This is a genomic window from Flavobacterium lindanitolerans, from assembly GCF_002846575.1.
In the GTDB taxonomy this organism is placed as follows: Bacteria; Bacteroidota; Bacteroidia; order Flavobacteriales; family Flavobacteriaceae; genus Flavobacterium; species Flavobacterium lindanitolerans.
Window position 1 is genome coordinate 490399 of record NZ_PJND01000007.1, and the last position, 22953, is coordinate 513351.

The window sequence follows — 22953 nt, forward strand, 5'->3', positions numbered from 1 at the left end:
CAATAACCTTGATTTTTTAAGGTTCGAAAAAGCTGAAAATCGAAAGAGTAGGCAAAATTTTAATTCTTTTGAATCATGAAAAAAATTACTCTCTTAGTGGCTAGCATTTTATTCGTTGGAAACATAGCGAATGCAGAAACAACTCATTATTTGGGTGAAAAAAATTTTAGTGCAAACCTTGATATGGACGAACCAATTGCTTTCGTCGAAAGAGGAATTACCTTTTACGTATTTCCTGACGGGCAATTCGATTTTAATACAGAGCCAACCGTTGCTAATGACGTGTTCTATTATAAAAGCAGCAGAAGAAGTTCTAGTGCCAATGTAAATACAACGTATGGTGCTCCGGGAGTACGAAACGGGCAAGGTGTAAAAATTGAACATGACAGCCAGGGCAGAATCAGAAGAGTTGGGAACGTATTCGTAAACTACGATGCTTATAACAGAATCAAAAGAATAGGTACGGTTTATATGAGCTATAACCGTTATGCCCTATCTCAAATTGGCGGACTGCAGCTTATTTACAACCGTCGCGGTGAAATTATTGATATGGTGGGAAGTGTTAAGGCTAATGATTATGCCGAAAATAATGGAAACTATTATTACGGAAGCGGAAGCGGTTACCAATATGGGAATAACAACAATAATAACTATTATTACAGAACAGAAAAAACGCCTGAAAAAGAAAAATAAAATGCTCTGAAAAAGAAAAAGCCTTGGAATTCCAAGGCTTTTTTATTTATATGTGAATTATTTCTTCTTCTATCAATAAGTCCTCACGCCTGAAGCGTAACAGGATTTGTGCAACAGTAATCACGTCCTTTTCACAATAGGTAATGATTCTGTCAATGTCTTTTTCAACATAATACACATGACCCACATCGCTTCCGCTAATATCGTCTTTTGGCGATGGGATGCCTAAGATTTTTGCCATCAATTTTAAGGAAGTATAATGTTTGAAATCGCCAAACTTCCATAATTCCATTGTGTCTAAATGCGGGATTTCCCAAGGTTTCTTACCGAAAAGGTTCAGCTTACCCGGAATTTTTACCTGATTGATAATCATCCTCCTTGCAATAAAAGGAAAATCAAATTCTTTGGCATTATGACCACATAAAATATGCTGTGGCTGTGCAAAATAGTTCTCCAGAAGATTGGTAAAATCTCCCAGTATTTTCTTCTCATCACCAAAAAAGGAAGTAACCCTGAAATGGCGTATATCTCCCTTAAATGTAAAATATCCGACGGATATGCATACTATTTTTCCAAATTCGGCCCAGATTCCGGCACGGTCATAAAACTCTTCTGCCGTAAATTGCTCTTTCCTCTGGTATTGTGTTTTTAAATCAAATAGTTCCTTTTTTTCTTCGTCTAACGCAGTAAAGGTTTCTTCTTCCGGAACGGTTTCAATATCCAAAAAAAGAATGTTTTCCAGATTAATTTTTTCTATCATGGCTTATCATTTCGTAGGTCTCATCAATATATACATAAAAATCATTCCTGTGGAAATTCCCATCGGCTCTTTCGTCCCTGTTGCGACCTAACCGTACAATTATCAGGTCGTCTTTTGGAATTACGATAACATATTGTCCCAAATGTCCCTGCATATAATAAATCTGCTTGTCCCTATAATCGCTTATCCACCAACCGTAACCGTACATTGGCGCATCTGCAAATCTTGGCGTAACGCATTTTTCCACAAAAGCGGAATCCAGAATCTGTTTGCCATTCCATTTTCCATGCTGCTTGTATAATTTCCCGAAACGGGCAAAATCTCTCGCATTGCTTGCAATACAGCAATATGCCTTTTCAACTCCATCCGGACGGTCAATTTGCCAAAGCGCTTCGTGTTCTGCTCCCAAAGGTTTCCAGAATTGTTCCGAAACATAATCGGCAAGATGTTCGCCCGTTGCTTTTTCAATTACCATAGACAGGAGTTGTGTGTTTCCACTCAAATATTTGAATTCTTTTCCCGGTTCTCCCACAACTTTCAAGCCCAGCATCAAATCTGTAAGGTTGTCGTCAAAATAGGCTCTGGTTGTAATTGAAAAAGGACTGTAATAGGACTCGTCCCAATCCAGACCTGATGCCATTGATGACAAATCGCCAACCGTCATCTTATCGCCATATTTTCCGGCATATTCAGGGAAAAAATCGGTTACTTTCTGGTCCAGGCTTTTAATTTTTCCTTGCATGATTGCCTTACCTAAAGCAGCAGTAACAATACTTTTTGCCATAGAAAAGGAATTCGATTTGCTGTCTTTGTCATATCCATCGTAATAGCTTTCATACCAAATACTATCATTCTTGATGATTAGAAAAGCGACTGTTTCAAATTTCTTATGGGTTTCTTCCAGTATATCGGTTGGTTTTTGCTTGTTATACTCTTTGCTGATTGCCCAGGACTGACCTGTTCCTTTCTTGATTTCGCGATTTGGAAATTCGGTATAATCTTCAAGGAAAGCCGTTTTCTCTCCCTTCAGATACGTAATCCTGACAGCACGTATAAGATAGTCGAGATTAAAAATATACAGCAACAGAATAAGGGTTGTCAATACAATTGCAAACCACAAAAGGAATTTTTTCAGAAATCTCATACCGCTTTACTTATTAGTTTTAGAATAAACTTTGCTGCTTTACCGGATTTTCATGTTCCAGAAGCCATTTTTTCCTCCATAATCCTCCTGCATATCCTGTGAGCGAACCATCAGAGCCAATAACACGATGGCAGGGAACTGCTATCCAAAGCGGATTTCTTCCGTTTGCAGAAGCTACGGCACGAATAGCCTTGACATCACCCAACCGGATAGAAAATTCCTGATAAGACAAAGTTTTTCCAAAAGGAATTTCGAGCAGACCTTTCCATACTTTTTTCTGGAATTCTGTGCCCGACGGGTTCATTTTAAAAGTAAAATCTTTTCTTTTGCCATCAAAATAATCTTGCAATTGGTGTACGGCTTCCTGAAGTTCTGGAGGAATAGCCTTAGAAACAGGGCTTCCTTTGTCTAATGCCAAAATACTGGATATTCCGTTTTCATCGCCGCTAATTTCAGCAATGCCCAATGGCGTATTGATGTAGGCTTGTAACATGGAGGATTATTTAAAATCTAAAGTTATGAAAAAAAACTTTCGGATTTAAAGCAGGCTGTAAAGTAGGTTTGCTATTCCATTACCAGCTTGAAGCCTATTCTTGGGATGTTTTCAATTCTTACACTATTTTCTTCTTTGAAAATTTTTCGAAGACGTGAGATAAATACGTCGAGGCTTCTGCCCATAAAATAGTCATCGTCTCCCCACAGGGCTGTAAGGATTCTTTCGCGCTTCAGTATCTCATTCTTATTGTCTAAAAACAGCTTCAACAAAGCAGATTCCCGTTCTGTCAGGTTTACTTTTTCGGCATTCCTTGTCAGGCAATAATCATTGGGAAAAAAGAGAAAACTTCCAATCTCATAACTTTTCTGGATTACTATTGGAGCTTTGGAACTTCTTTTCAGAAAGACTTCTATTTTCAGGCTCAATTCCTCGAGACTGAAAGGCTTAACTAAAAAATCATCTGCTCCCAGTTTTAAGCCTTTAATACGGTCTTCTTTTAAAGATTTGGCAGAAAGGAACAGTATGGGTATTTCAGCATTGGCATTCCGTATCTCCTGTGCAATTTCAAAACCGTCTTTTTTAGGAAGCATGACGTCCAGAATACACAGGTCATAATTGTCTTTATGAAAATTTTTTACAGCTTCTGCACCATCCGAAAAGTGAGTGATGTCATAAAACTGTTCCAAATAATCTACAGTCAAAAACGCCAGGGTAGCATCGTCTTCTACATAAAAAATTTTGCTTTTTGCCATATATCTATTTCGGAATACTGATTGTTACTGTTATGCCGTTATCCGGATTATTTTTAACATTTATTTTCCATCGATGTAAGGTGCAGATTTTCTTTACGTAGAAAAGTCCTAATCCAAAGCCGCCAACTTCATTTCTTTTTGCACTTGAAATGCGATAGAATTTATCAAAAATAGCATTTAATTCGGGAGTTTCAATACCAATTCCGTTGTCTATAAATTCGAGTTTGGCTTCTTTTTGATTTTCGGTAATTACTATTAGTATTTTTGGAGTCGAGTCATTGTATTTTATGGCGTTATCCAAAATATTATAGACCACATTCGAAAAGTGAAATTCATCTGCAACGATTGGATATTCTGTCCTGTCACTTTGGATTTCAATCGAAATTTCCTTGCCATATTTAAGCAATATGGTTTCTTTTGCCAGGCTTATGACGTCAAACATATTGAATCTGGTTTTTTCCAGTTCCAGCATATGCGAATCGCTTTTGGCAATATGCAGGATTTTTTCAATATGCTGATTTAGCTTATTACTCTGTTCAATTATAATCTGTACGTATTTGGAAAGTTTCGGGTTTTTGGTAATTTCTTCCTGACTTTTGGCATAATTCGATGCTATAAGAATTGAAGATATTGGAGTCTTGAATTCGTGTGTCATATTATTGATAAAATCCGTCTGGAGTTCTGTATATTTTTTCTGTTTAATCAGAAGCAACACGGAATAAACATAAATTACCAGAACCAGCACGAGAACACCGGTATAAATCCAATATTGCTGGAGCGAAGTAATATAATTGTATTTCAGTTGTGGAAAACGGATTGCAAAATAATAAACGAGACCTTCTTTTTTGGTAAAGCATTTTTCACATCGCGGTGCTTTTTTATCAGATGAGGAAACGTATTTTCCGTACATCATTTCGTCCGAGCTGCAATCATAAATAGCATATTCATAATCAATATTCAGCTTTACTTTCTGGAATTCGGTCTTCAGATAATATTCCAACACCGAAGCCTCAAAAACATCATCGACATTTACGATATAATAATCGTCGGTAATCTTTTTTATCTGGCTGGTTACAGGAACTTCGGTCTTATTGTCTTTATGAATTTTGGCTACCACATCCTGCAAAGCGAAATGAATCTTTTCGCTAAATTCTTTTTTCTCAAACGCATAGGCCTGTGACAAGGTTAGCAACTGCATAAACAAAACGCCTACGATTGCCAATAGCCCGATGAAGATAATAATATTTAATCTGTTGAATTTCAATACATGAAGTGTTAATAGAGCACGATATTACTATAAATTAGACTGCGAAACAACCCGTTAACAAGTCATTAACAAGAGTTGCGAAATGCTTAACATCTTTCTTAAAAAAACTAAATACATTTGTATTGTTCATTTGAAACACCAATCACGAAATCTAAATTAATTTAAAATTTATCTGATTTATGAAAACATTAAAATTATCATTTTTTGCTCTAGCTGGTGCTTTATTGCTAAGCGCTTCTTCTTTTGCTCAAACGGCTGCTCCTGCAAAAGCGCAACCTGCTCCTGCAAAACAAGCTGCAAAAGCATCTGGAGTAACCTGGACATCTGATGTTCATGATTTTGGAGATATCCAAAAAGGAAAACCGGCTTCTTTTGATTTTACTTTCAAAAACACTACAAAACAAACTGTATTGATTACGAATGTAAAAGCTTCTTGCGGTTGTACAGCAACAAATTATACAAAAACTCCTATCAAACCAGGAGAAACTGCCAGCATCACTGCTACTTATAATGCCGCTTCACCTGGCCCATTCTCAAAATCTGTTACAGTAACAACTAACGATACTGAAACTCCAAAGATTTTGACTATCAAAGGAAAAGTTATCGAGCCACAATCATAATTGTGACCCGTTCTAAAAATAAGAAAGCCATCTCAAGAGATGGCTTTTTTTATTTTTCGTTTTTCAGATGGCTGTAAAAATAGGCTTCAACAGCTTTTAGTTCTTCATCAGAAAATGTCTTGGTAATGGCAAAGTTGGTCTTCATGACAGAATACTGACTTGGGTCAACAATAGGCTCGCTTTTTTCTTTGAGGAATAATTTGATATCCGCATTCTTTTCCTTGTAGATTTTCGCTATTTCAGTAATACTAGGACCTATAACTTTCTGGTCTGGCTTATGGCAGGAATAGCACATTCCTTTTCCGTCAAAAATTTCACGTCCCAATTCCAACTGTTTTTCTTCAGCAGAAAGTGTTTTCTCTGGATAAAGTGATTCTTTTTTTTGTTCCTTTTGACAGGAAATAAGAAATAAAACCGGAAGGATAAAAAATAGATTTTTCATGTTGTAATACCTCTTAAACCCCGCCAGGGTTTGAAACCCTGGCGGGGTTAGGTTTGATTTTAATTATTTATTCAAAATGATTGCTGCTTCTTTTGCAAAGTAAGTCGAAATAATATCGGCTCCTGCCCTTTTGATGCAATGCAATTGTTCAATCATAATTTTATCATGATCCAGCCATCCTCTTTCAGCAGCAGCTTTTACCATAGCATATTCACCTGAAACCTGATATACTGAAACCGGAACGTTTACGGCATTTTTTACTTCTCTTACAATATCAAGATAGGCAATTCCCGGCTTGACCATTACAATATCGGCTCCTTCTTCGACATCATGCAATGCTTCCTTAATTGCTTCAATTCGGTTTGCATAATCCATCTGATACGTTTTCTTATCCTTAGGAACATCCATATTATCTACCGGAGCACTGTCCAAGGCTTCACGAAACGGCCCGTAAAATGAGGAGGCATATTTGGCACTATAGCTCATGATTCCAACATTGTGATGCCCGTTTTCTTCCAAAGCTTTGCGTATTGCCAAAACACGTCCGTCCATCATATCACTTGGTGCTACAAAATCAGCTCCGGCTTCGGCATGGCTCAAACTCATTAAAGTAAGGGCATCAACCGTTGCATCATTGATTACCTGTCCTTTTTCGATAATTCCATCATGCCCATAAACGGAATATGGGTCAAGCGCCACATCCGGCATTACTATCATTCCCGGAACAGCATCTTTGATAGCGCGAATAGTCTGCTGCATCAGTCCGTTTTTATTCCAGGCTTCTTTTCCGGTATTGTCTTTCAGCTTGTCGTCTACTTTCACATAAATATTGACCGCCTTGATTCCCAAATCCCAAAGTTCTTTTACTTCCTTAACCGTCAAATCCAACGAACGACGGTAAATGCCCGGCATTGACGGAATTTCAACCTTATAGTCTTTTCCTTCTGCCACAAACATCGGGAACATAAAATCGTTAGGAGACAGATGCGTTTCCCGAACCAGGCTTCGAATGGAATCATTGGTTCTTAAACGGCGGTTTCTTTGTAGTGGAAACATAATTTTCAGATTTTAGATTTTAGATTTTAGCGAGTGCCGCCGTCTAAAATTGATATTGAATTAAATCCAGTCAATCGGATTTTCTAATATATTGATTAATTTCTCTTCTTCGCTTCCGGCTTCCGGATGATGGTCATAAACCCATTGCACATGTGGCGGCAGACTCATCAGGATACTTTCTATCCTTCCGTTGGTTTTTAGTCCGAAAAGTGTGCCTTTATCATGAACCAGATTAAACTCTACATAACGTCCACGACGGATTTCCTGCCAGTTTCTGTTTTCTGGTGTGTATTCTAAATTTTTTCTTTTTTCTACAATCGGAACATAGGCTTCCAAAAAGCTGTTTCCAACTTCTGTTACAAAATCATACCAATTGTCCAGTGTAAAATCTTCCGAAGCCTTGCAATAGTCAAAAAATAATCCGCCTAAACCTCTGGCTTCATTCCTGTGTGCATTCCAGAAATAAGCATCACATTGCTTTTTAAATTTTGAATAAAAATCCGGATGATGCTTATCGCAGGCAGACTTGCAGGTTTGGTGAAAATGTCTGGCATCTTCTTCAAACAAGTAATAAGGTGTCAAATCCTGTCCGCCGCCAAACCACTGATCTACCGTATTTCCTTCCTTGTCATACATTTCGAAATACCTCCAGTTGGCATGAACCGTTGGAACCATTGGGTTTTTAGGATGGATAACCAGACTCAAACCACAAGCAAAAAAATCAACATCTCCCACCTTAAAATAGGTCTGCATGGCTTGCGGCAACGAACCGTGAACGGCAGAGATATTAACCCCGCCTTTTTCAAAAACAGCTCCGTTTTCAATTACACGGGTTCTTCCGCCGCCACCTTCCGGACGTTCCCAAAGGTCTTGTCTGAAGGTTGCCTGTCCGTCCACTCTTTCCAGTTCGGCAGTAATTTTATCCTGAAGGGTTTGTATGTATGCGTAAAATTTATTTTTCATTCTGGCTATGCTTTGGCTTTGGCAATTTTGTTGAAAATATCAAAAGAAAATACTTTACTTTCTCTCTGTATGTATTCGTAAATCACCACTGCTTTTTTTCTTAATTGTGTTCTTTCTTCTTCTTTTCGGTCAGAAAGCAATACTATAAAATCTGCGAACTGTTCTGCATTGGTCCAATCAAAGTGGAGTTTTTCCAGATGGGCAATCAAATCATCTGACGAAAAGCCCAATAGTTTTTCCATTGTCAATGCTAAATAATTCAGATGCTTTTCCAATTCATCCAGATTCCAGTTTTCCGGAACATAAACCAGCGAAATCAGCTGTTTGAGGATGTTGTTAATCCTTTCATTTTCTTCGTCACGTAATCCTTTGGTTAACATCTTTATTTATTTTTGATTTAGGATTTTTGATTTTTGATTTGGGTCTGAAATCCTAAATCATAAATCAGCGATCTATTTATATTCTTTTACAGCGTCAACAAATGCTTTGGCATGGTCAACCGGAATGTTAGGTAAAATTCCATGTCCGAGATTGGCAATGAATTTATCTTTACCAAATTCGTTAATCATTTCCGTAACCATTTTTTTGATGGTTGGTATTGGCGAAAGTAATCTTGACGGGTCAAAATTTCCCTGCAATGTAATTTCTCCTCCAGACAAATATCTGGCATTTCTTGGCGAACAGGTCCAGTCTACTCCCAAAGCAGAAGCTTTACTTCTACCCATTTCATTCAAGGCAAACCAACAGCCTTTTCCAAAAACAATAACGTGTGTTTCCGGAGCCAATGCTTCAACAATCTGGTTGATATATTTCCATGAAAATTCCTGATAGTCGGTTGGAGAAAGCATTCCGCCCCAACTGTCAAAAACCTGTACTGCATTTACACCGGCCTTTACTTTTTCTTTCAGGTAAGCAATTGTTGTATCGGTAATTTTTTGCAATAATACGTGTGCTGCTTCCGGATGCGTAAAGCAGAATCCTTTGGCTGTGTCAAAACTTTTTGAACCCTTACCTTCTACTGCATAGCAAAAAATAGTCCATGGAGAACCCGCAAACCCAATTAACGGAACCTCATCGTTCAGCATTTCTTTGGTCAGTTTGATAGCGTCCATCACATAACCTAATGTTTCCTGAATATCCGGAACCACCACTTTTTCTACATCCTGAATCGTCCTGATTGGATTTGGCAAAAATGGCCCGACACTTTCTTTCATAAGAACTTCAATTCCCATTGCCTGAGGCACAACCAGAATGTCTGAAAATAAAATAGCCGCATCCGGGGCAATTCTTCTGATTGGCTGTACTGTAATTTCAGCCGCCAATTCAGGAGTCTGGCAACGTGTGAAAAAGTCGTATTTGTCGCGAAGGGCGATGAATTCCGGCAAATATCTTCCGGCCTGACGCATCATCCAAACTGGCGGACGTTCTACTGTTTCCTTATTGAGTGCTCTTAAAAAAAGGTCGTTTTTTATCATTTTTATTTGGCTTTAGGCTGTAAGCTGTAAGGCTGTAAGCTTTCATTTATGTTAAATTTGCTTAGGCCTATTGCCTAAAGCTTTTTGCTGTAATAATTTATTATCTGGATAATCACATTTTCAACCGTTTGCTGTTTTGCGATTATTATTTTATCTGTTAGTTGTTCCAAAGGCTCTGCTGTGGTGGTGCCAATGCAGAAGCAATTCTGGTTTACTATCCTATTTTCCTTCAGGTAGCTTTGCACTCCTGACGGGCTGAAAAAAAGTATTCCGTCTACCGGACCATTTATCTTTTGCGGCGTCAGGATGGTTTCATATACTTCAATTTCTTTCAGGCTAATATTGGCTTTTTGTAAGGCTTCCGGCAGCGTATCGCGTCGCAGGCTTCCCGAAAAAAACAAAAAGCTTTCATCCTTAAAATCGTTTACAATAATTTCTGCCAGTTCCGATGCATATTCTTTTGAAGCCAGAACCTTATAGCCATTTTGTTCTAATAAGGCTTTTGTTTTTGTACCCACACAAAAGATTTTTTTATTTTTCAGGTTTTGAGCTTTCTCATTTTCTAAAAAACTCTTCACGGCATTCTGGCTGGTAAAAATCAGGTTTCCATCTTCATCTCCTAACTCAAATTTCTTTCCTACTGCCTGAATAAAATTGGCTTCTATTACAGAAAAACCTGCGTTCAGCAAAAACTGCCTCTGGTTGGGCAACAATTTTTTTGTAGATAAAATTCGAATTGGTTCGGGCATCTTATTGAAATTTATTTTTTTAAATCTCTCCTGATAACTTCCATTAATTCCTGTCCGCCATTGGCAAGAATCTCTGATGCTGCTTCCTGTCCGAAATTTTTATAATGAGTCACTTCAACTGTCTTTTCTATCTCGATTTTTTCTTTTCCGTCAATTGAAAAAAGTACGCCTTCAAAACGGATTTTACCATCCAATACTTCCGCAAAAGCACCAATTGGCGCTGTACAGCCACCTTCCAGAGTTCTTAGAAACTGGCGTTCAATATGCGTACAGATTTCGCTTTCAAAATGGTTTAGTTTTGCTGTGGCCTCTTTGCAAAAATCATCGCTTTCCATGGCAACGATTACCATTGCACCTTGTGCAGGAGCCGGAATCATCCAATCCAAAACGGTATGATTTTCCGGTAAAATTTCAATTCGCTCCAATCCTGCTTTGGCAAAAACGGCACCGTTCCAATCATTATCTTTTAATTTCTGCAATCTTGTATTGACGTTGCCGCGCAGGTCAACCACCTGATGATTTGGATATCTATGCAGCCATTGTGCCTGGCGACGTAAGCTTCCGGTGGCTACCGTTCCGCTGGAATGCAGAAATTCAAGATTGCCTTTATGTACTAAAATATCTTCGTGATTGGCTCTTTTTAAAACTGCGGTCTGGACAATGCCTTTAGGAAGTGCTGTCGGAACGTCTTTCATTGAATGTACCGCAATATCAACTTCGCCCTTAATCATGGCTATGTCTAATGTTTTTGTGAAGATTCCGGTAATTCCGAATTCGTAAAGCGGAATGTCCAAAATGACATCGCCTGTAGATTTCACGGCAACAATTTCTGTTTGGTACCCTAAATCGTTGAGTTTTTTTTCTACCGTGTGAGCCTGCCAGAGCGCTAATTGACTGTCGCGGGTTCCTATTCGGATTATTTTATTCATTTTCTGGAAGGTTCAATCTGAAAAACTTTCTCTATCCATTCGATACTTTCATCTACCATAGTATCACTATCTTTCAGATGATTGGCAAAATGAGTCGTTATTTTCTGGATTATTCTCTTACTGATAATTTCAGCCTGCTCTTCATCAAAATTACTGATTTTTTTTCGCTGAAAACTTAGCTCTGTATCCTTAATTGAGTTTAGCTTTTCTTTTAAGGCATGAATCGTTGGAGCGAATTTTCTAGCGTTAACCCACTCTGTGAATTCCTCCATCATTGTTTCGATAATCGATTCCGCCTGAGGGATATGTTTTTTTCTGTTTTCTAAAGTGTCATCCGTTATTTTTGACAAATCATCCAGATGGACAACCGTTACACCGGAAATACTTTTAACATTGTCATGGACATTTTTCGGTATTGACAAATCGAGAATTAAAAGCGGCTTATTTAGCTTTAACAACTCCTGGTCAACAGTAGGATTGCTTGCTCCCGTAGCTACAACCAATACATCTGCTTTTGGAATTTCCAACGGCAGCAAATCATAATCTTTTACAATTAGGTTGAATTTTCCGGCTATTTTTTCGGCCTTGTCTTTGGTACGGTTAATTAGTGTGATATGGTCGTTTTTGGTATGTTTTACCAGGTTTTCACACGTATTTCTTCCTATTTTTCCTGTTCCGAAAAGCAATATGTTTTTATTCCTGATATCCGGAACATTATTCATGATATATTGTACCGAAGCAAAAGAAACAGAAGTAGCTCCTGAACTTAATTCGGTTTCATTTTTAATTTTTTTGCTGGCCTGTATAACCGAGTTTACCAGTCGTTCCATAAAAGCATTGGCCAATCCTTGTGATTTTGCTTCCGAAAAGCTGGATTTTATCTGACTGATGATTTCAAAGTCTCCCAAAATCTGACTATCCAAACCGGTTCCAACTCTGAAAATGTGGTGTATAGCCTCCTGGTTTTTATATACGAAACCTACTTTTTGAAACTCGTCAACAGTTCCCTGACTGTTGTCGCAAAGTAATTTAATTAATTGAAACGGGTGCTCGGCAAAACCGTAAATTTCGGTTCTGTTGCAAGTAGAAGTAACAATCAAACTGCCAATACCGTTTTCTTTTGCCTGTTGCAAAACATCGGATTTAGCCTGATTTCCTAAACTGAATTTCCCTCTAATCTCTGCATCAGCTTTCTTGTAACTCAATCCAACTGCATAGAAGTAATGATGCTTTGACAAGTTATTTTTATTCATAGTGCCACTTTAAAGTATAACGAAACTGAACCTTAAACGGATTCTATTTCGAACACCACAAAATTATAGGTATACGTTTTATAAAAATAACGCTAAAAGTGCTATTTGTGTCGCTGTGAGATATTTTGATAATTTTGGCCATTATAAATTAGAAAAACTATAAATTTGCAGTGAAATCAGCATTTGACAGCTTTTTTGTTTAGAACGATTCTAAATAAAAATCTTTCCGGTTTTAAAATTATTACGATAAAAAATACCGCTATGAGTTCAGCCGAAGAAATCAAAATCGAAGATGATTTTATCATCATCCGGATTCAAAATGACAGCGACGAAACTTCGCACTTTGAACGCGAGGTAAATGTTGATCTTATACAGTTCCATTTTGGTATCAAAGGGCGGGCAAAGTTTATTTTTAATCAGGGGCGTTATGCTTTAGACCTCAGAGAAGACCTTTCTCTTTTTCTTTACAACCCCCAAAAAGAGCTTCCCGTACATTTGGAAATTGCTCCTCATTCCTGGGCGATTTCCGTATTGATTTCCATCAAAAAATTCCATGGCCTGTTTTCTTCGGAAGCGGACTACATCCCTTTTTTAAGTGAAGAAAACAAAGACAAGAAATACTATAAAGACGAACCTATCAGTCCGTCCATGTCAATCGTACTGAACCAGCTATTCAATTTCAACCTACATCCGTCCATAAAAAATCTCTACTTTAAAGGTAAGGCTTATGAGTTATTAAGTCTTTATTTCAACAGAAACGAAGACCCGAATGCAGAACAATGTCCGTTTTTGGTTGATGAAGAAAACGTTCTCAAAATCAGAAAAGCAAAAGATATTGTCATAGCGAATATGGCTGAACCACCGGGACTGCAGGAACTTGCTGACCAGGTAGGAATCAACTTGAAAAAGCTAAAAATGGGCTTCAAACAGATTTATGGCGACAGTGTTTACAGTTTTCTTTTTGATTATAAAATGGAATTTGCCCGAAAATTATTAGACAGCGGTTCGTATAATGTAAATGAAGTCGGATTAAAAATAGGCTACAGCACAGCCAGCCACTTTATTGCCGCATTCAAGAAAAAATTCGGCACCACTCCAAAAAAATATTTAATGTCGATTGCCGTAACTAACTAACTGCAATCTGTAACCCCTAATTAAAGGAATAAAAACAAACAAATGAAAGGCGTATTATTAGTAAACCTTGGCTCTCCAAAAAGTCCAGAACCCAAAGACGTAAAACCCTATCTTGATGAATTTTTAATGGACAAATACGTTATCGACGTACCTTATTTATTAAGAGCTTTATTAGTGCGTGGCATTATCTTAAGAAAACGTCCGGAAGAATCAGCTCATGCCTACAAAAAAATCTGGTGGGAGGAAGGCTCTCCATTAATGGTACTTTCCGAAAGAATGCATAAAAAAGTACAGGCTAAAGCAACGATTCCGGTTGCCCTGGCTATGCGTTATGGCGAAATGACAATTGAAAAAGGACTTCAGGAACTGCATGAACAAGGCGTTACCGAGGTATTGCTTTTCCCATTATATCCGCAATATGCAATGGCTTCAACACTGACTATTTTGGTATTGGCAGAAGAAATCAGAAAGAAGAAATTCCCGCATATGAATTTTACCGATGTTCCTGCTTTCTATAATAAACCGGACTATATCAAAAATCTTGCAGATTTAATGAAGAAGCATCTGGAAGGGTTTGATTATGACATGCTCGTATTTTCATATCATGGAATTCCGGAACGCCACATCCGAAAAACTGACGTCACAAAATCACACTGTAAAATAGATGGCTCATGTTGTGCTACCCCATCTGCAGCACATGCTTTTTGCTACCGCCATCAATGCTACGAAACCACAAAACTTGTCGTGGAACAGCTCAATATTCCTAAAGAAAAGTATTGCCTGACCTTCCAATCCCGACTTGCCGGAGACAAATGGCTTGAGCCTTATACTGATATTGAAATCAACAATATGCCGGCCAAAGGAATCAAAAAGATTGCTGTGGTAACACCTGCCTTTGTAACCGACTGTTTGGAGACTTTGGAAGAAATCGCAATGCGTGCCAACGAAGATTTTGTAGAAAACGGTGGAGAAGAATTTTTGGCTATCCCATGTCTGAATGATGATGACAATTGGGTAGAAACCGTAAACAATTGGATTGAAGATTGGGCTTCAGAAAAAGCAACAATCTGATAATTTTTTTACATTCTGATCGATGGAAAACTATTATGAATACTTAAAATCCCTGCACCTGATTTTTGTAATCACCTGGTTTGCGGGATTGTTTTATATCGTCCGCTTGTTTGTGTACCAAATTGAAGCTTCGCAAAAAGAATCTCCTGAAAAGGAAATCCTGCAAAAACAGTATAAAATAATGACCTACCGCCTGTGGTATATCATCACATGGCCATCGGCAGTATTAGCCAGTCTTTTTGCATTCTGGATGCTGTTTTTTACACCACAGGGAAATTTTTGGCTGCAACAATCCTGGATGCATGTCAAACTTGGCTTTGTTTTTGCTTTGTATCTGTACCATTTGAAATGCCATCAGATATTTAAACAGTTGCAAAATGACGAGGTAAAACATACTTCTAATTTTATGCGTCTTTGGAATGAAGGTGCTACAATCATACTTTTTGCAGTAGTTTTTTTGGTAATTTTGAAGAATGCCGTCAATTGGATTTATGGAGTCGTGGGGATTTTCCTGTTTTCTATACTGATTATGCTCGGCTTCAAATTTTATAAAAGAATACGGGAAAGAAACCAGTCTTAATGCTGAAACCTATCAAAATAAAACGCTTATCACTTCGAGTCAGAATCTTCCTTTCGATGATTTTCCTGACCCTGATTTCGTCCATTTTGATGGCTTCACTTTCCGTTTACCAATTCAAGACCGCAGCAAAAGAATATCACGAAGAACGTCTGGAGCGCAGAGAAACAGCTGTTAAAGAGCACATTAATTATATACTGAACACGACTACCTATCCGTTGACTACGGAAAATCTGCCACTTATTTTTAAAGACGAGATTTATAAACTGGCGGACATCCATAGTTTGGCCATTAATATCTATAGTCTGGACGGAAAATTGCTCAAATCTTCCAAGGCTTCCTTTACGGTGGATACCATTTTGCCGCCTATTCCAAATTATATTTTGAAATTGGTACAGTCTTCTATGGACAAACGATATGTAGATGTTCAAAGTATTGAAGGAAAAAAATTCCGTTCTTCCTATACGCAAATCAAGGACACCAAATTCAAGCCTTTGGGAATTTTGAACCTTCCGTATATTCCCGATGATGGTTTTTATGAAAGAGAGCTTCGGAATTTCCTAATCAGTCTGGGGCAGGTCTATTCGATCATGTTGATTATAGCATTTGTGCTGGCTTATTTCCTTTCGAGTTATATTACAAAGTTTTTAAAATCGATTACCGATAAAATCACAGAAACCCGATTCAATCAGAAAAACGAGAAGATTGAACTCGAAGAAAGCAGCAAGGAAATTGCCTTGCTGGTCCATGCCTACAACTCCATGGTAGAAGAACTGGAAGAAAGCGCCTCGAAATTAGCGCAAAGTGAAAGAGAACAGGCTTGGCGTGAAATGGCAAAACAGGTAGCTCATGAAATCAAAAATCCTTTGACTCCTATGCGTTTGACCGTACAGAGTTTCCAAAGAAAATTTGACCCGAATGACCCGGAAGTAAAACAAAAAATGTCGGATTATTCCAATACGCTTATCCAGCAAATTGACACCATGAGTTCTGTAGCTTCGGCATTCTCAAATTTTGCCTCGATGCCTGCACAGCAAAACGAAACCCTGAATGTGGTAGATGTGGTACAGCTTACACTGGATATTTTCAATGAAGACTATATCGAATTCCAAAGCGATGAGAAGGAAATCATTACGATTATGGACCGTACGCAACTTATCCGTATCGTAACAAACCTGGTCAAAAATGCCATTCAGGCTATTCCGGAACATCAGACCAAAAAATCAGTAATTGTTTCTGTCAAAAAAGAAGGAGAACAGGTTTTAATCAGCGTACAGGATAACGGAACCGGAATAGAAACAGACAACCTCAACCGAATTTTCGAGCCCAAGTTTACCACAAAAAACAGCGGCATGGGATTGGGATTGGGAATCATCAAAAATATTATTGAAAATTATAACGGAACTATTACTTTTGAAACTGCATCCGGAAAAGGAACCATTTTTAGTGTCTACCTTCCTATAATTAAAATGTAATTTCGACAAAGACATAACAACCATAAATTTATAAATCATGAATTACGAAAATATTCTGGCAGCTTCTGAAAATGGCATTGCTACGATAACCATTAACAGACCAACAAAATTAAATGCTTTAAATAAAGCTACGATTGAAGAACTTCATTCAGCTTTTGATGCATTCGACAAAGACCATTCTATTCGCGTAATCCTATTGACCGGAAGTGGTGACAAGGCTTTTGTTGCCGGTGCTGATATTTCTGAATTTGCCAATTTTTCGGTTTCAGAAGGTGCTGAACTGGCTGCAAAAGGACAAGCTACCTTATTTGATTTTGTAGAAAATTTAAAAACACCTGTTATTGCAGCAGTAAACGGATTTGCACTTGGTGGCGGATTGGAACTGGCCATGTCATGCCACTTCAGAATCGCTTCAGACAATGCAAAAATGGGACTCCCGGAAGTTTCTCTAGGTGTAATTCCGGGTTATGGCGGAACACAAAGACTACCTCAACTGGTTGGAAAAGGAAAGGCGATGGAACTTATCATGACTGCCGGAATGTTAACCGCAGAAGAAGCCAAAACAGCCGGCTTGGTAAACCATGTCGTGCCGCAATCTGAATTACTGGAACTGGCAAACAACATTGCACAAAAAATCATGAAAAATTCTCCGGTAGCTATCGGGAAAGCCATTGAAGCTATCAATGCCAACTTTAAAGACGGTGTGGACGGTTATGCTGTAGAAATCAAAAACTTTGGCGATGCTTTTGGAACAGAAGATTTTAAAGAGGGCACAGGTGCTTTTTTAGAAAAAAGGAAACCTTCTTTTACAGGAAAATAAATTCAATAAGACCCCATCGAAATGATGGGGTTTTTTATTTATATTCGGTGCAAAATCCCCACTCATGAAACTATTTTTACAATTTCTTTTTATTTCTGCTTTTGCAATTTCCGCTAAAGCACAGGATATTCCTTTTAAGGTTTTAAAAAGTGAAATTTTCAAAGACGAATTCAAGGAGTCCAATATCGTTTTTGCTGAAGAGGCAGAAAATGGCAGTATTTTAATTATCCGTTCCTATGTAAGCGGTGGATTATCATCCGGAAGAGGTTATTATATTGAAGAATACGACTCAAACTTAAAACTGGTAAAGGAATACGAACAACCTTTAAAATATGCCCATTTTGAAAAATACGGAACCGTTTTAGGAATTATAAAAGGCGATAAAGACATTCAGTTTGTTGACATGTTTTACAATATTAATGAAAAAGCCTATATCTGTTCAGCCTATATTGTTGATTTTAACAATTCAAAAACATCCAAAAAAGAACTCTTTAGGTTGTCTCGTGAAGAAATAAAGCAATATGGAAATTTCTTTATGAATCAGACCTTCTATTCGCAAGACACCAAAATTTATGAAGAGCCAGGGAATGAATCAGGTGTTTCAATGATTGTAAATGAAGATCGAACGGCTTTTGCAATCACAATCGATATGAAAACTGAAAAGTCAGAAGCTTTAAAACTGTACCTTTTTGATAAAAACTTAAACAAAAAATTTGAACACATTTTCGTAAGAGAAATTAAGGACAAAAAGTTCCGCTATGAAAATGTAGATGTTTCAAAAGATGGAAATGCGCTTTATCTATTAGGAAAAGTTTATGCCGATGAAAAGAAAAACAAAAAAACAGGAGGCAAGTACCAATATGAATTGACACGATTTTCTTTTGAAGGACAAAAAACTCAGGTTTTTGACACCGAAGAACATTTTTCAGGAAGCATGACAACAATAGCCTCTCCAGATAAAATTACGTGTATAGGATTCTATTCTGACCAAAATGACAACCATTTTAAAGGGATTAGTTATTTTGAACTGGATCCTGTTTCATTGGCCATCCGAAAATCTAAGTTTAATCCATTTAGCCAACAATTTATGATTGACAAATATGGTGAAGAAAAAGATAAAGAGTTAAAAAATCTCATTTTCAAGAAAATCCATATCACAAAGAATAATGATATTATTTTCAATGCAGAAGAATTTTATGTTTCTTCAAATAACAATCAAACTTTTTTTAATTATGACGATATCGTCAGCGCAAAAATTAATACTGACGGAGAATTAGTTTGGGCAAGAAACATTAACAAAGCTCAATTTACTACAGATACTGATGCTTATATTTCATACACTTCAACAATCAAAAATGACGATACTTATTTTTTCATCAATGCCAGTGAAAAAATCAAAAAATTAAGTAATGATCGAATCTTATTTAAACATGTTAGAAAAAACAAGTCGAATTTGAATATTATCCGAATCAATAAAAATGGTGATTTCGACTTTCAGGAGGTCTTAAATAATGAAAGTAACGAGGTTCCTTTTATGGTCTCACAAGGAATCGTAAACAAGGAATCCATATTCTTTTTAGGAAAAAAAGGAAAGGATAAGCAATTGTTGAAAATCAGTTTATAATGAATAAAAAAGCCAGAATTAAATTCTGGCTTTTTTATTATCTCTTCCCTTCACATTCCGCAAAAAACTGTTCTAAGAACTTTTCCATATAGGTATGTCTTTCTTCAGCTATTTGTTTTCCTGCCTGCGTATTCATCCTGTCTTTCAGCAACAATAGCTTTTCATAAAAATGATTGATTGTAGGTGAAACGGCACTTTTATACTCCTCCTTACTCATGTTCATATTAGGCGCTATTGTTGGGTCATACAGTGCTCTGTTTTTAAATCCTCCGTAATTAAACGCTCTTGCAATTCCTATAGCTCCAATGGCATCCAATCGGTCTGCATCCTGTACCACATCTAATTCTATTGAGGAAAATTTACGTTCGAAATTACCACCTTTAAAAGAAATATTTTCAATGATGTTTACTACATGAATTATTGTTTCTTCCGGAACATTCTGAGATTCTAAAAACTCCCAGGCCAATTTAGGCCCGATAGTTTCATCTCCGCCGTGAAATTTGCTATCGGCTATGTCGTGTAGCAAAGCTCCCAAAGCCACGATTGTGATATTACAATTTTCATCTTTGGCAATGTTCATGGCATTGTTGTACACTCTTTCAATGTGGAACCAATCATGGCCGCCTTCGGCATCTTTAAGTTTTTCTTTTACAAAAGCAATTGTCTTTTCTATTAGTATTTTATCCATGGTTGTGTGAGAAAAAAAATCCTTTCTTTACAGAAAGGATTTGGTTTATTATCTTAATGTTGCAGGTTCAACCCATTTAAAAATATGCGATTCTGCAGGAATGACCAATCGTTCTGAAATCTTTGCCATTCTTGCCGGAAGCTTCATCAGGAAATCTCTGGCTTTTTCTGCCTCGTCTGTCAATCCTGTAATTTTGCTGATATCCCATTTGTCAATCAGTTTTTGCATAATGTCAATATAATCGGTTGCCGTATATACGCCAATTCTTTGTGCCGAATCTGAAAAAAGTTCAAAAGCGGTGCTTATCTTTTCACCTGATTCTCTTAAAAAATGAGCCGGCATGACAATCTTTTGTTTCATCATGTATTGGAAAGCCAACATCATTTCGCTTGGGTCTACCTGAAAAATTCTGTGTACAAATTCCGAATAGGCATGGTGGTGGCGCATTTCATCACCTGCTATCAGCTTGCATAATTTGGAAAGTTTTTTATCTCCAAACTTCTTCGCTATTTGTGAAACCCTGTTGTGCGAAACATAGGTTGCCAATTCCTGGAAACTGGTATAAACAAAATTTTTATAAGGGTCTCTTCCGGTACCGATATCAAATCCGTCATTAATCAAATGCTGTGTCGTCATTTCAATTTCACGCATATTGACACGTCCGGAAAGGTAAAGGTATTTATTTAGCAAATCGCCATGACGGTTTTCTTCACCTGTCCAGCTTCTTACCCATTTTGACCAGCCATTGCCGCCTTCATCAACCTGATTTACGCCTTCCACATCCATCAACCAGGATTCATAAGTTGGAAGTGCTTCTTCTGTAATAGTATCGCCAACTAAAACCACCCAAAAATCATACGGTAGTTCTTTTGCTATTTCTCTTAATTCTTTTACGTCTTCAAAAAAAGTTTCGCTTCGGGAATCAGGCAAAAGGTCAGAAGGCTGCCATATATCCTCCACAGGAATCAAATACTGGTCAACAAATGCATCAATATTTTTCTCTAGAAACTGCATTACTTCTAGACGAATGTTTTTTACAGACATATTTTAATTTTTTATTCCGTCAACTACTGCCTTTTCTGTTTCTTTCATCAACTCATCAAAAGGTACTTCTGCCACAGCAATTGGCTTATGAGCAGTAAAGGTAAGGCGATTTCCTAAACCTACAGGAAAAAAGCCATATTTAACAATTTTCCAAGAGTTGTTTATGGTTATTGGGACTACTACTGCCGAAGGTGCATTTTTGCATAGAATTTTCAATCCTGTCTGTGCAAATTCTTTCGGTTTTCCGGTTTTGCTTCTTGTTCCTTCCGGAAAAATTACAGCAGCCCGATTGTGCTTTTCAATATACTCTCCCAATCCTTTGATTACAGGCAATGCCTGCTTTGGGTCTTTTCTGTCGATTAATACAGAGCCGCCATGTCTTAAATTATAAGAAACACTTGGAATTCCCTTTCCTAATTCTTTTTTGCTTACAAATTTCGGGTGGGATTTTCTGAAAAACCAGATTATGGCAACAATATCATACATGCTTTGGTGGTTGGCAACAAAAATTACCGGAACTCCTTTAGGTACCAATTCCCTTCCTTCCACTTTATAGGTTGTTCCCAAAAGATGGGTTGCCCTAAGCAAACATAAATTCAGATAATCGACACTTTTTTTATGTGCCTGGTATCCAAAAAGGTTAAAGCACAGCCATTGGATGGGATGAAAAATCACCAAAATAAGCCCGAAAATCAGATAGTATACAACAGAAATCGGATATGAAATTAGTTTTTCCATAATTGTTATAATTCCCCGCAAAAGTACTAATTATATTTTTGTTTATTTTAATCGAAAAACAGCAAATTTCTAACAAAAAATAACTCTTGCCACGTAGAAAAAAAGAACTATTTTTACGAAAAATAAGTGCCAATTATAAATGGAAGAAAAATGAGTTCAGAGAAAGAAGCCAAATTAAAAGCGTTACAGTTAACGCTTGACAAATTAGATAAAACTTACGGAAAAGGAACCGTAATGAAGCTTGGTGACCAGGCAGTTGAAGAGGTAGAAACGATTCCTTCCGGGTCTTTAGGATTGGATTTGGCTCTTGGAGTTAACGGATATCCTAAAGGAAGAATCATTGAGATTTATGGTCCTGAATCTTCCGGTAAAACAACCCTGACATTGCATGCTATTGCCGAAGCTCAAAAAGCAGGCGGTATTGCTGCTTTTATTGATGCAGAACACGCTTTTGACAGAAATTATGCAGAAAAATTGGGTGTTGATATCGAAAACCTGATTATTTCACAGCCTGACAATGGTGAACAGGCCCTGGAAATTGCAGAAAACCTGATCCGCTCCGGTGCTATTGACATTGTAGTAATTGACTCTGTTGCCGCATTGACTCCAAAAAGTGAGATTGAAGGCGAAATGGGTGATTCAAAAATGGGTCTTCACGCCCGATTAATGTCACAGGCATTGAGAAAATTGACCGGAACTATCAGCAAAACAAATTGTACCGTTTTCTTTATTAACCAGCTTCGTGAAAAAATTGGGGTGATGTTTGGAAACCCTGAAACAACAACGGGTGGTAACGCACTTAAATTCTACGCATCTGTTCGTCTTGACATCAGAAGGTCTTCTCAAATTAAAGAAGGTGAAAATGTCATTGGTAACAGAACGAAAGTCAAAGTAGTAAAGAATAAGGTTGCTCCTCCATTCAAAACAGCAGAATTTGACATCATGTATGGCGAAGGCGTTTCAAAAACAGGAGAAATCCTTGATTTGGCAGTAGAATTTGAAGTTGTGAAAAAGTCCGGTTCGTGGTTTAGTTATGGCGACACCAAACTGGGACAAGGTAGAGATGCCGTAAAATCCCTGATTAAGGACAATCCTGAATTAGCGGAAGAATTAGAACAAAAAATCAAATCGCTGATTAAAGAAAATAATGATTAATTAAAAAAACCCGAAAAATTTCGGGTTT

25 protein-coding genes are annotated in these 22953 nt (G+C 37.5%); 9 read left to right on the plus strand and 16 right to left on the minus strand.

Annotation, left to right across the window (positions count from 1 at the left end):
* The first annotated feature begins 75 nt into the window (after positions 1-75).
* Entirely contained in the window at positions 76-693 is a 618-nt protein-coding gene (locus B0G92_RS02110; RefSeq protein ID WP_101470933.1) for a hypothetical protein, read from the plus strand.
* 46 nt (positions 694-739) lie between these two features.
* Here the strand turns inward: B0G92_RS02110 and B0G92_RS02115 are convergent, their stop codons facing one another.
* From B0G92_RS02115 to B0G92_RS02135, 5 genes are all read right to left on the minus strand, one after another.
* Positions 740-1453 carry a 3'-5' exonuclease gene (locus tag B0G92_RS02115; protein ID WP_101470934.1) on the minus strand — a complete coding sequence of 238 codons (714 nt, stop codon included), beginning with the start codon at positions 1451-1453 and terminating at the stop codon, positions 740-742.
* Positions 1437-2597, minus strand: coding sequence for a serine hydrolase domain-containing protein (locus B0G92_RS02120; RefSeq protein WP_101470935.1), 1161 nt, complete (start codon positions 2595-2597; stop codon positions 1437-1439). The genes B0G92_RS02115 and B0G92_RS02120 overlap by 17 nt, the downstream gene beginning before the upstream one ends.
* 19 nt (positions 2598-2616) lie before the next feature.
* The gene (locus tag B0G92_RS02125; protein WP_101470936.1) at positions 2617-3090 is read right to left on the minus strand and encodes a methylated-DNA--[protein]-cysteine S-methyltransferase; all 474 of its coding nucleotides are present in this window, start codon (positions 3088-3090) and stop codon (positions 2617-2619) included.
* 71 nt (positions 3091-3161) lie between these two features.
* Positions 3162-3845 (minus strand): response regulator transcription factor, encoded by a 684-nt coding sequence (locus B0G92_RS02130; RefSeq protein WP_101470937.1) that lies wholly within the window; start codon positions 3843-3845, stop codon positions 3162-3164.
* Between the two features lie 4 nt (positions 3846-3849).
* The gene (locus B0G92_RS02135) at positions 3850-5109 is read right to left on the minus strand and encodes a sensor histidine kinase (protein ID WP_101470938.1); all 1260 of its coding nucleotides are present in this window, start codon (positions 5107-5109) and stop codon (positions 3850-3852) included.
* 182 nt (positions 5110-5291) lie between these two features.
* On the opposite strand from B0G92_RS02135, the gene B0G92_RS02140 reads away from it, so the two are divergent.
* Positions 5292-5732: a DUF1573 domain-containing protein gene (locus B0G92_RS02140; RefSeq protein WP_101470939.1), complete on the plus strand. Its 441-nt coding sequence runs from the start codon at positions 5292-5294 to the stop codon at positions 5730-5732.
* A gap of 49 nt (positions 5733-5781) precedes the next feature.
* Here B0G92_RS02140 and B0G92_RS02145 read toward each other — a convergent pair whose 3' ends face one another.
* From B0G92_RS02145 to hemA, 8 genes are all read right to left on the minus strand, one after another.
* The gene (locus B0G92_RS02145; RefSeq protein WP_101470940.1) at positions 5782-6174 is read right to left on the minus strand and encodes a c-type cytochrome; all 393 of its coding nucleotides are present in this window, start codon (positions 6172-6174) and stop codon (positions 5782-5784) included.
* Between the two features lie 63 nt (positions 6175-6237).
* Complete coding sequence (gene hemB / locus B0G92_RS02150) at positions 6238-7230, minus strand: porphobilinogen synthase (RefSeq protein WP_101470941.1); 993 nt, start codon at positions 7228-7230, stop codon at positions 6238-6240.
* Between the two features lie 60 nt (positions 7231-7290).
* On the minus strand, positions 7291-8193 hold the full coding sequence (gene hemF, locus B0G92_RS02155) for an oxygen-dependent coproporphyrinogen oxidase (protein WP_101470942.1): 903 nt from the start codon (positions 8191-8193) through the stop codon (positions 7291-7293).
* A 5-nt stretch (positions 8194-8198) separates the two neighbouring features.
* On the minus strand, positions 8199-8573 hold the full coding sequence (locus B0G92_RS02160) for a hypothetical protein (protein ID WP_101470943.1): 375 nt from the start codon (positions 8571-8573) through the stop codon (positions 8199-8201).
* Between the two features lie 72 nt (positions 8574-8645).
* On the minus strand, positions 8646-9668 hold the full coding sequence (hemE, locus tag B0G92_RS02165) for a uroporphyrinogen decarboxylase (RefSeq protein WP_056067266.1): 1023 nt from the start codon (positions 9666-9668) through the stop codon (positions 8646-8648).
* A 74-nt stretch (positions 9669-9742) separates the two neighbouring features.
* Entirely contained in the window at positions 9743-10417 is a 675-nt protein-coding gene (locus B0G92_RS02170; protein WP_101470944.1) for a uroporphyrinogen-III synthase, read from the minus strand.
* Between the two features lie 11 nt (positions 10418-10428).
* On the minus strand, positions 10429-11346 hold the full coding sequence (gene hemC, locus B0G92_RS02175) for a hydroxymethylbilane synthase (protein ID WP_056067263.1): 918 nt from the start codon (positions 11344-11346) through the stop codon (positions 10429-10431).
* Positions 11343-12599: a glutamyl-tRNA reductase gene (gene hemA, locus B0G92_RS02180; protein ID WP_101470945.1), complete on the minus strand. Its 1257-nt coding sequence runs from the start codon at positions 12597-12599 to the stop codon at positions 11343-11345. Before hemA ends, hemC begins: the two co-directional genes overlap by 4 nt.
* A 261-nt stretch (positions 12600-12860) precedes the next feature.
* On the opposite strand from hemA, the gene B0G92_RS02185 reads away from it, so the two are divergent.
* From B0G92_RS02185 to B0G92_RS02210, 6 genes are all read left to right on the plus strand, one after another.
* Positions 12861-13733, plus strand: coding sequence for an AraC family transcriptional regulator (locus B0G92_RS02185; protein WP_056067411.1), 873 nt, complete (start codon positions 12861-12863; stop codon positions 13731-13733).
* A gap of 42 nt (positions 13734-13775) precedes the next feature.
* A complete protein-coding gene (gene hemH / locus B0G92_RS02190; protein WP_101470946.1) occupies positions 13776-14804 on the plus strand; it encodes a ferrochelatase in 1029 nt (342 codons plus the stop codon).
* 22 nt (positions 14805-14826) lie between these two features.
* On the plus strand, positions 14827-15384 hold the full coding sequence (locus tag B0G92_RS02195; protein ID WP_101470947.1) for a CopD family protein: 558 nt from the start codon (positions 14827-14829) through the stop codon (positions 15382-15384).
* A 56-nt stretch (positions 15385-15440) separates the two neighbouring features.
* Positions 15441-16856, plus strand: coding sequence for a sensor histidine kinase (locus tag B0G92_RS02200; RefSeq protein WP_101471996.1), 1416 nt, complete (start codon positions 15441-15443; stop codon positions 16854-16856).
* A gap of 37 nt (positions 16857-16893) precedes the next feature.
* Positions 16894-17676, plus strand: coding sequence for an enoyl-CoA hydratase/isomerase family protein (locus tag B0G92_RS02205; RefSeq protein ID WP_056067254.1), 783 nt, complete (start codon positions 16894-16896; stop codon positions 17674-17676).
* Positions 17677-17740: 64 nt separating this feature from the next.
* On the plus strand, positions 17741-19300 hold the full coding sequence (locus tag B0G92_RS02210) for a hypothetical protein (RefSeq protein WP_101470948.1): 1560 nt from the start codon (positions 17741-17743) through the stop codon (positions 19298-19300).
* A gap of 37 nt (positions 19301-19337) precedes the next feature.
* Here the strand turns inward: B0G92_RS02210 and B0G92_RS02215 are convergent, their stop codons facing one another.
* The 3 genes from B0G92_RS02215 to B0G92_RS02225 are packed head-to-tail and all read right to left on the minus strand — an operon-like array spanning position 19338 to position 21770.
* On the minus strand, positions 19338-19988 hold the full coding sequence (locus B0G92_RS02215; RefSeq protein WP_101470949.1) for an HD domain-containing protein: 651 nt from the start codon (positions 19986-19988) through the stop codon (positions 19338-19340).
* A gap of 48 nt (positions 19989-20036) precedes the next feature.
* Positions 20037-21032, minus strand: coding sequence for an acyl-ACP desaturase (locus tag B0G92_RS02220; protein ID WP_056067244.1), 996 nt, complete (start codon positions 21030-21032; stop codon positions 20037-20039).
* A 3-nt stretch (positions 21033-21035) separates the two neighbouring features.
* Positions 21036-21770 (minus strand): lysophospholipid acyltransferase family protein, encoded by a 735-nt coding sequence (locus B0G92_RS02225; RefSeq protein WP_056067242.1) that lies wholly within the window; start codon positions 21768-21770, stop codon positions 21036-21038.
* 150 nt (positions 21771-21920) lie between these two features.
* Here B0G92_RS02225 and recA point away from each other — a divergent pair, with 150 nt between their 5' ends.
* On the plus strand, positions 21921-22925 hold the full coding sequence (gene recA, locus B0G92_RS02230) for a recombinase RecA (RefSeq protein WP_056067240.1): 1005 nt from the start codon (positions 21921-21923) through the stop codon (positions 22923-22925).
* Positions 22926-22953 lie beyond the last annotated feature (28 nt).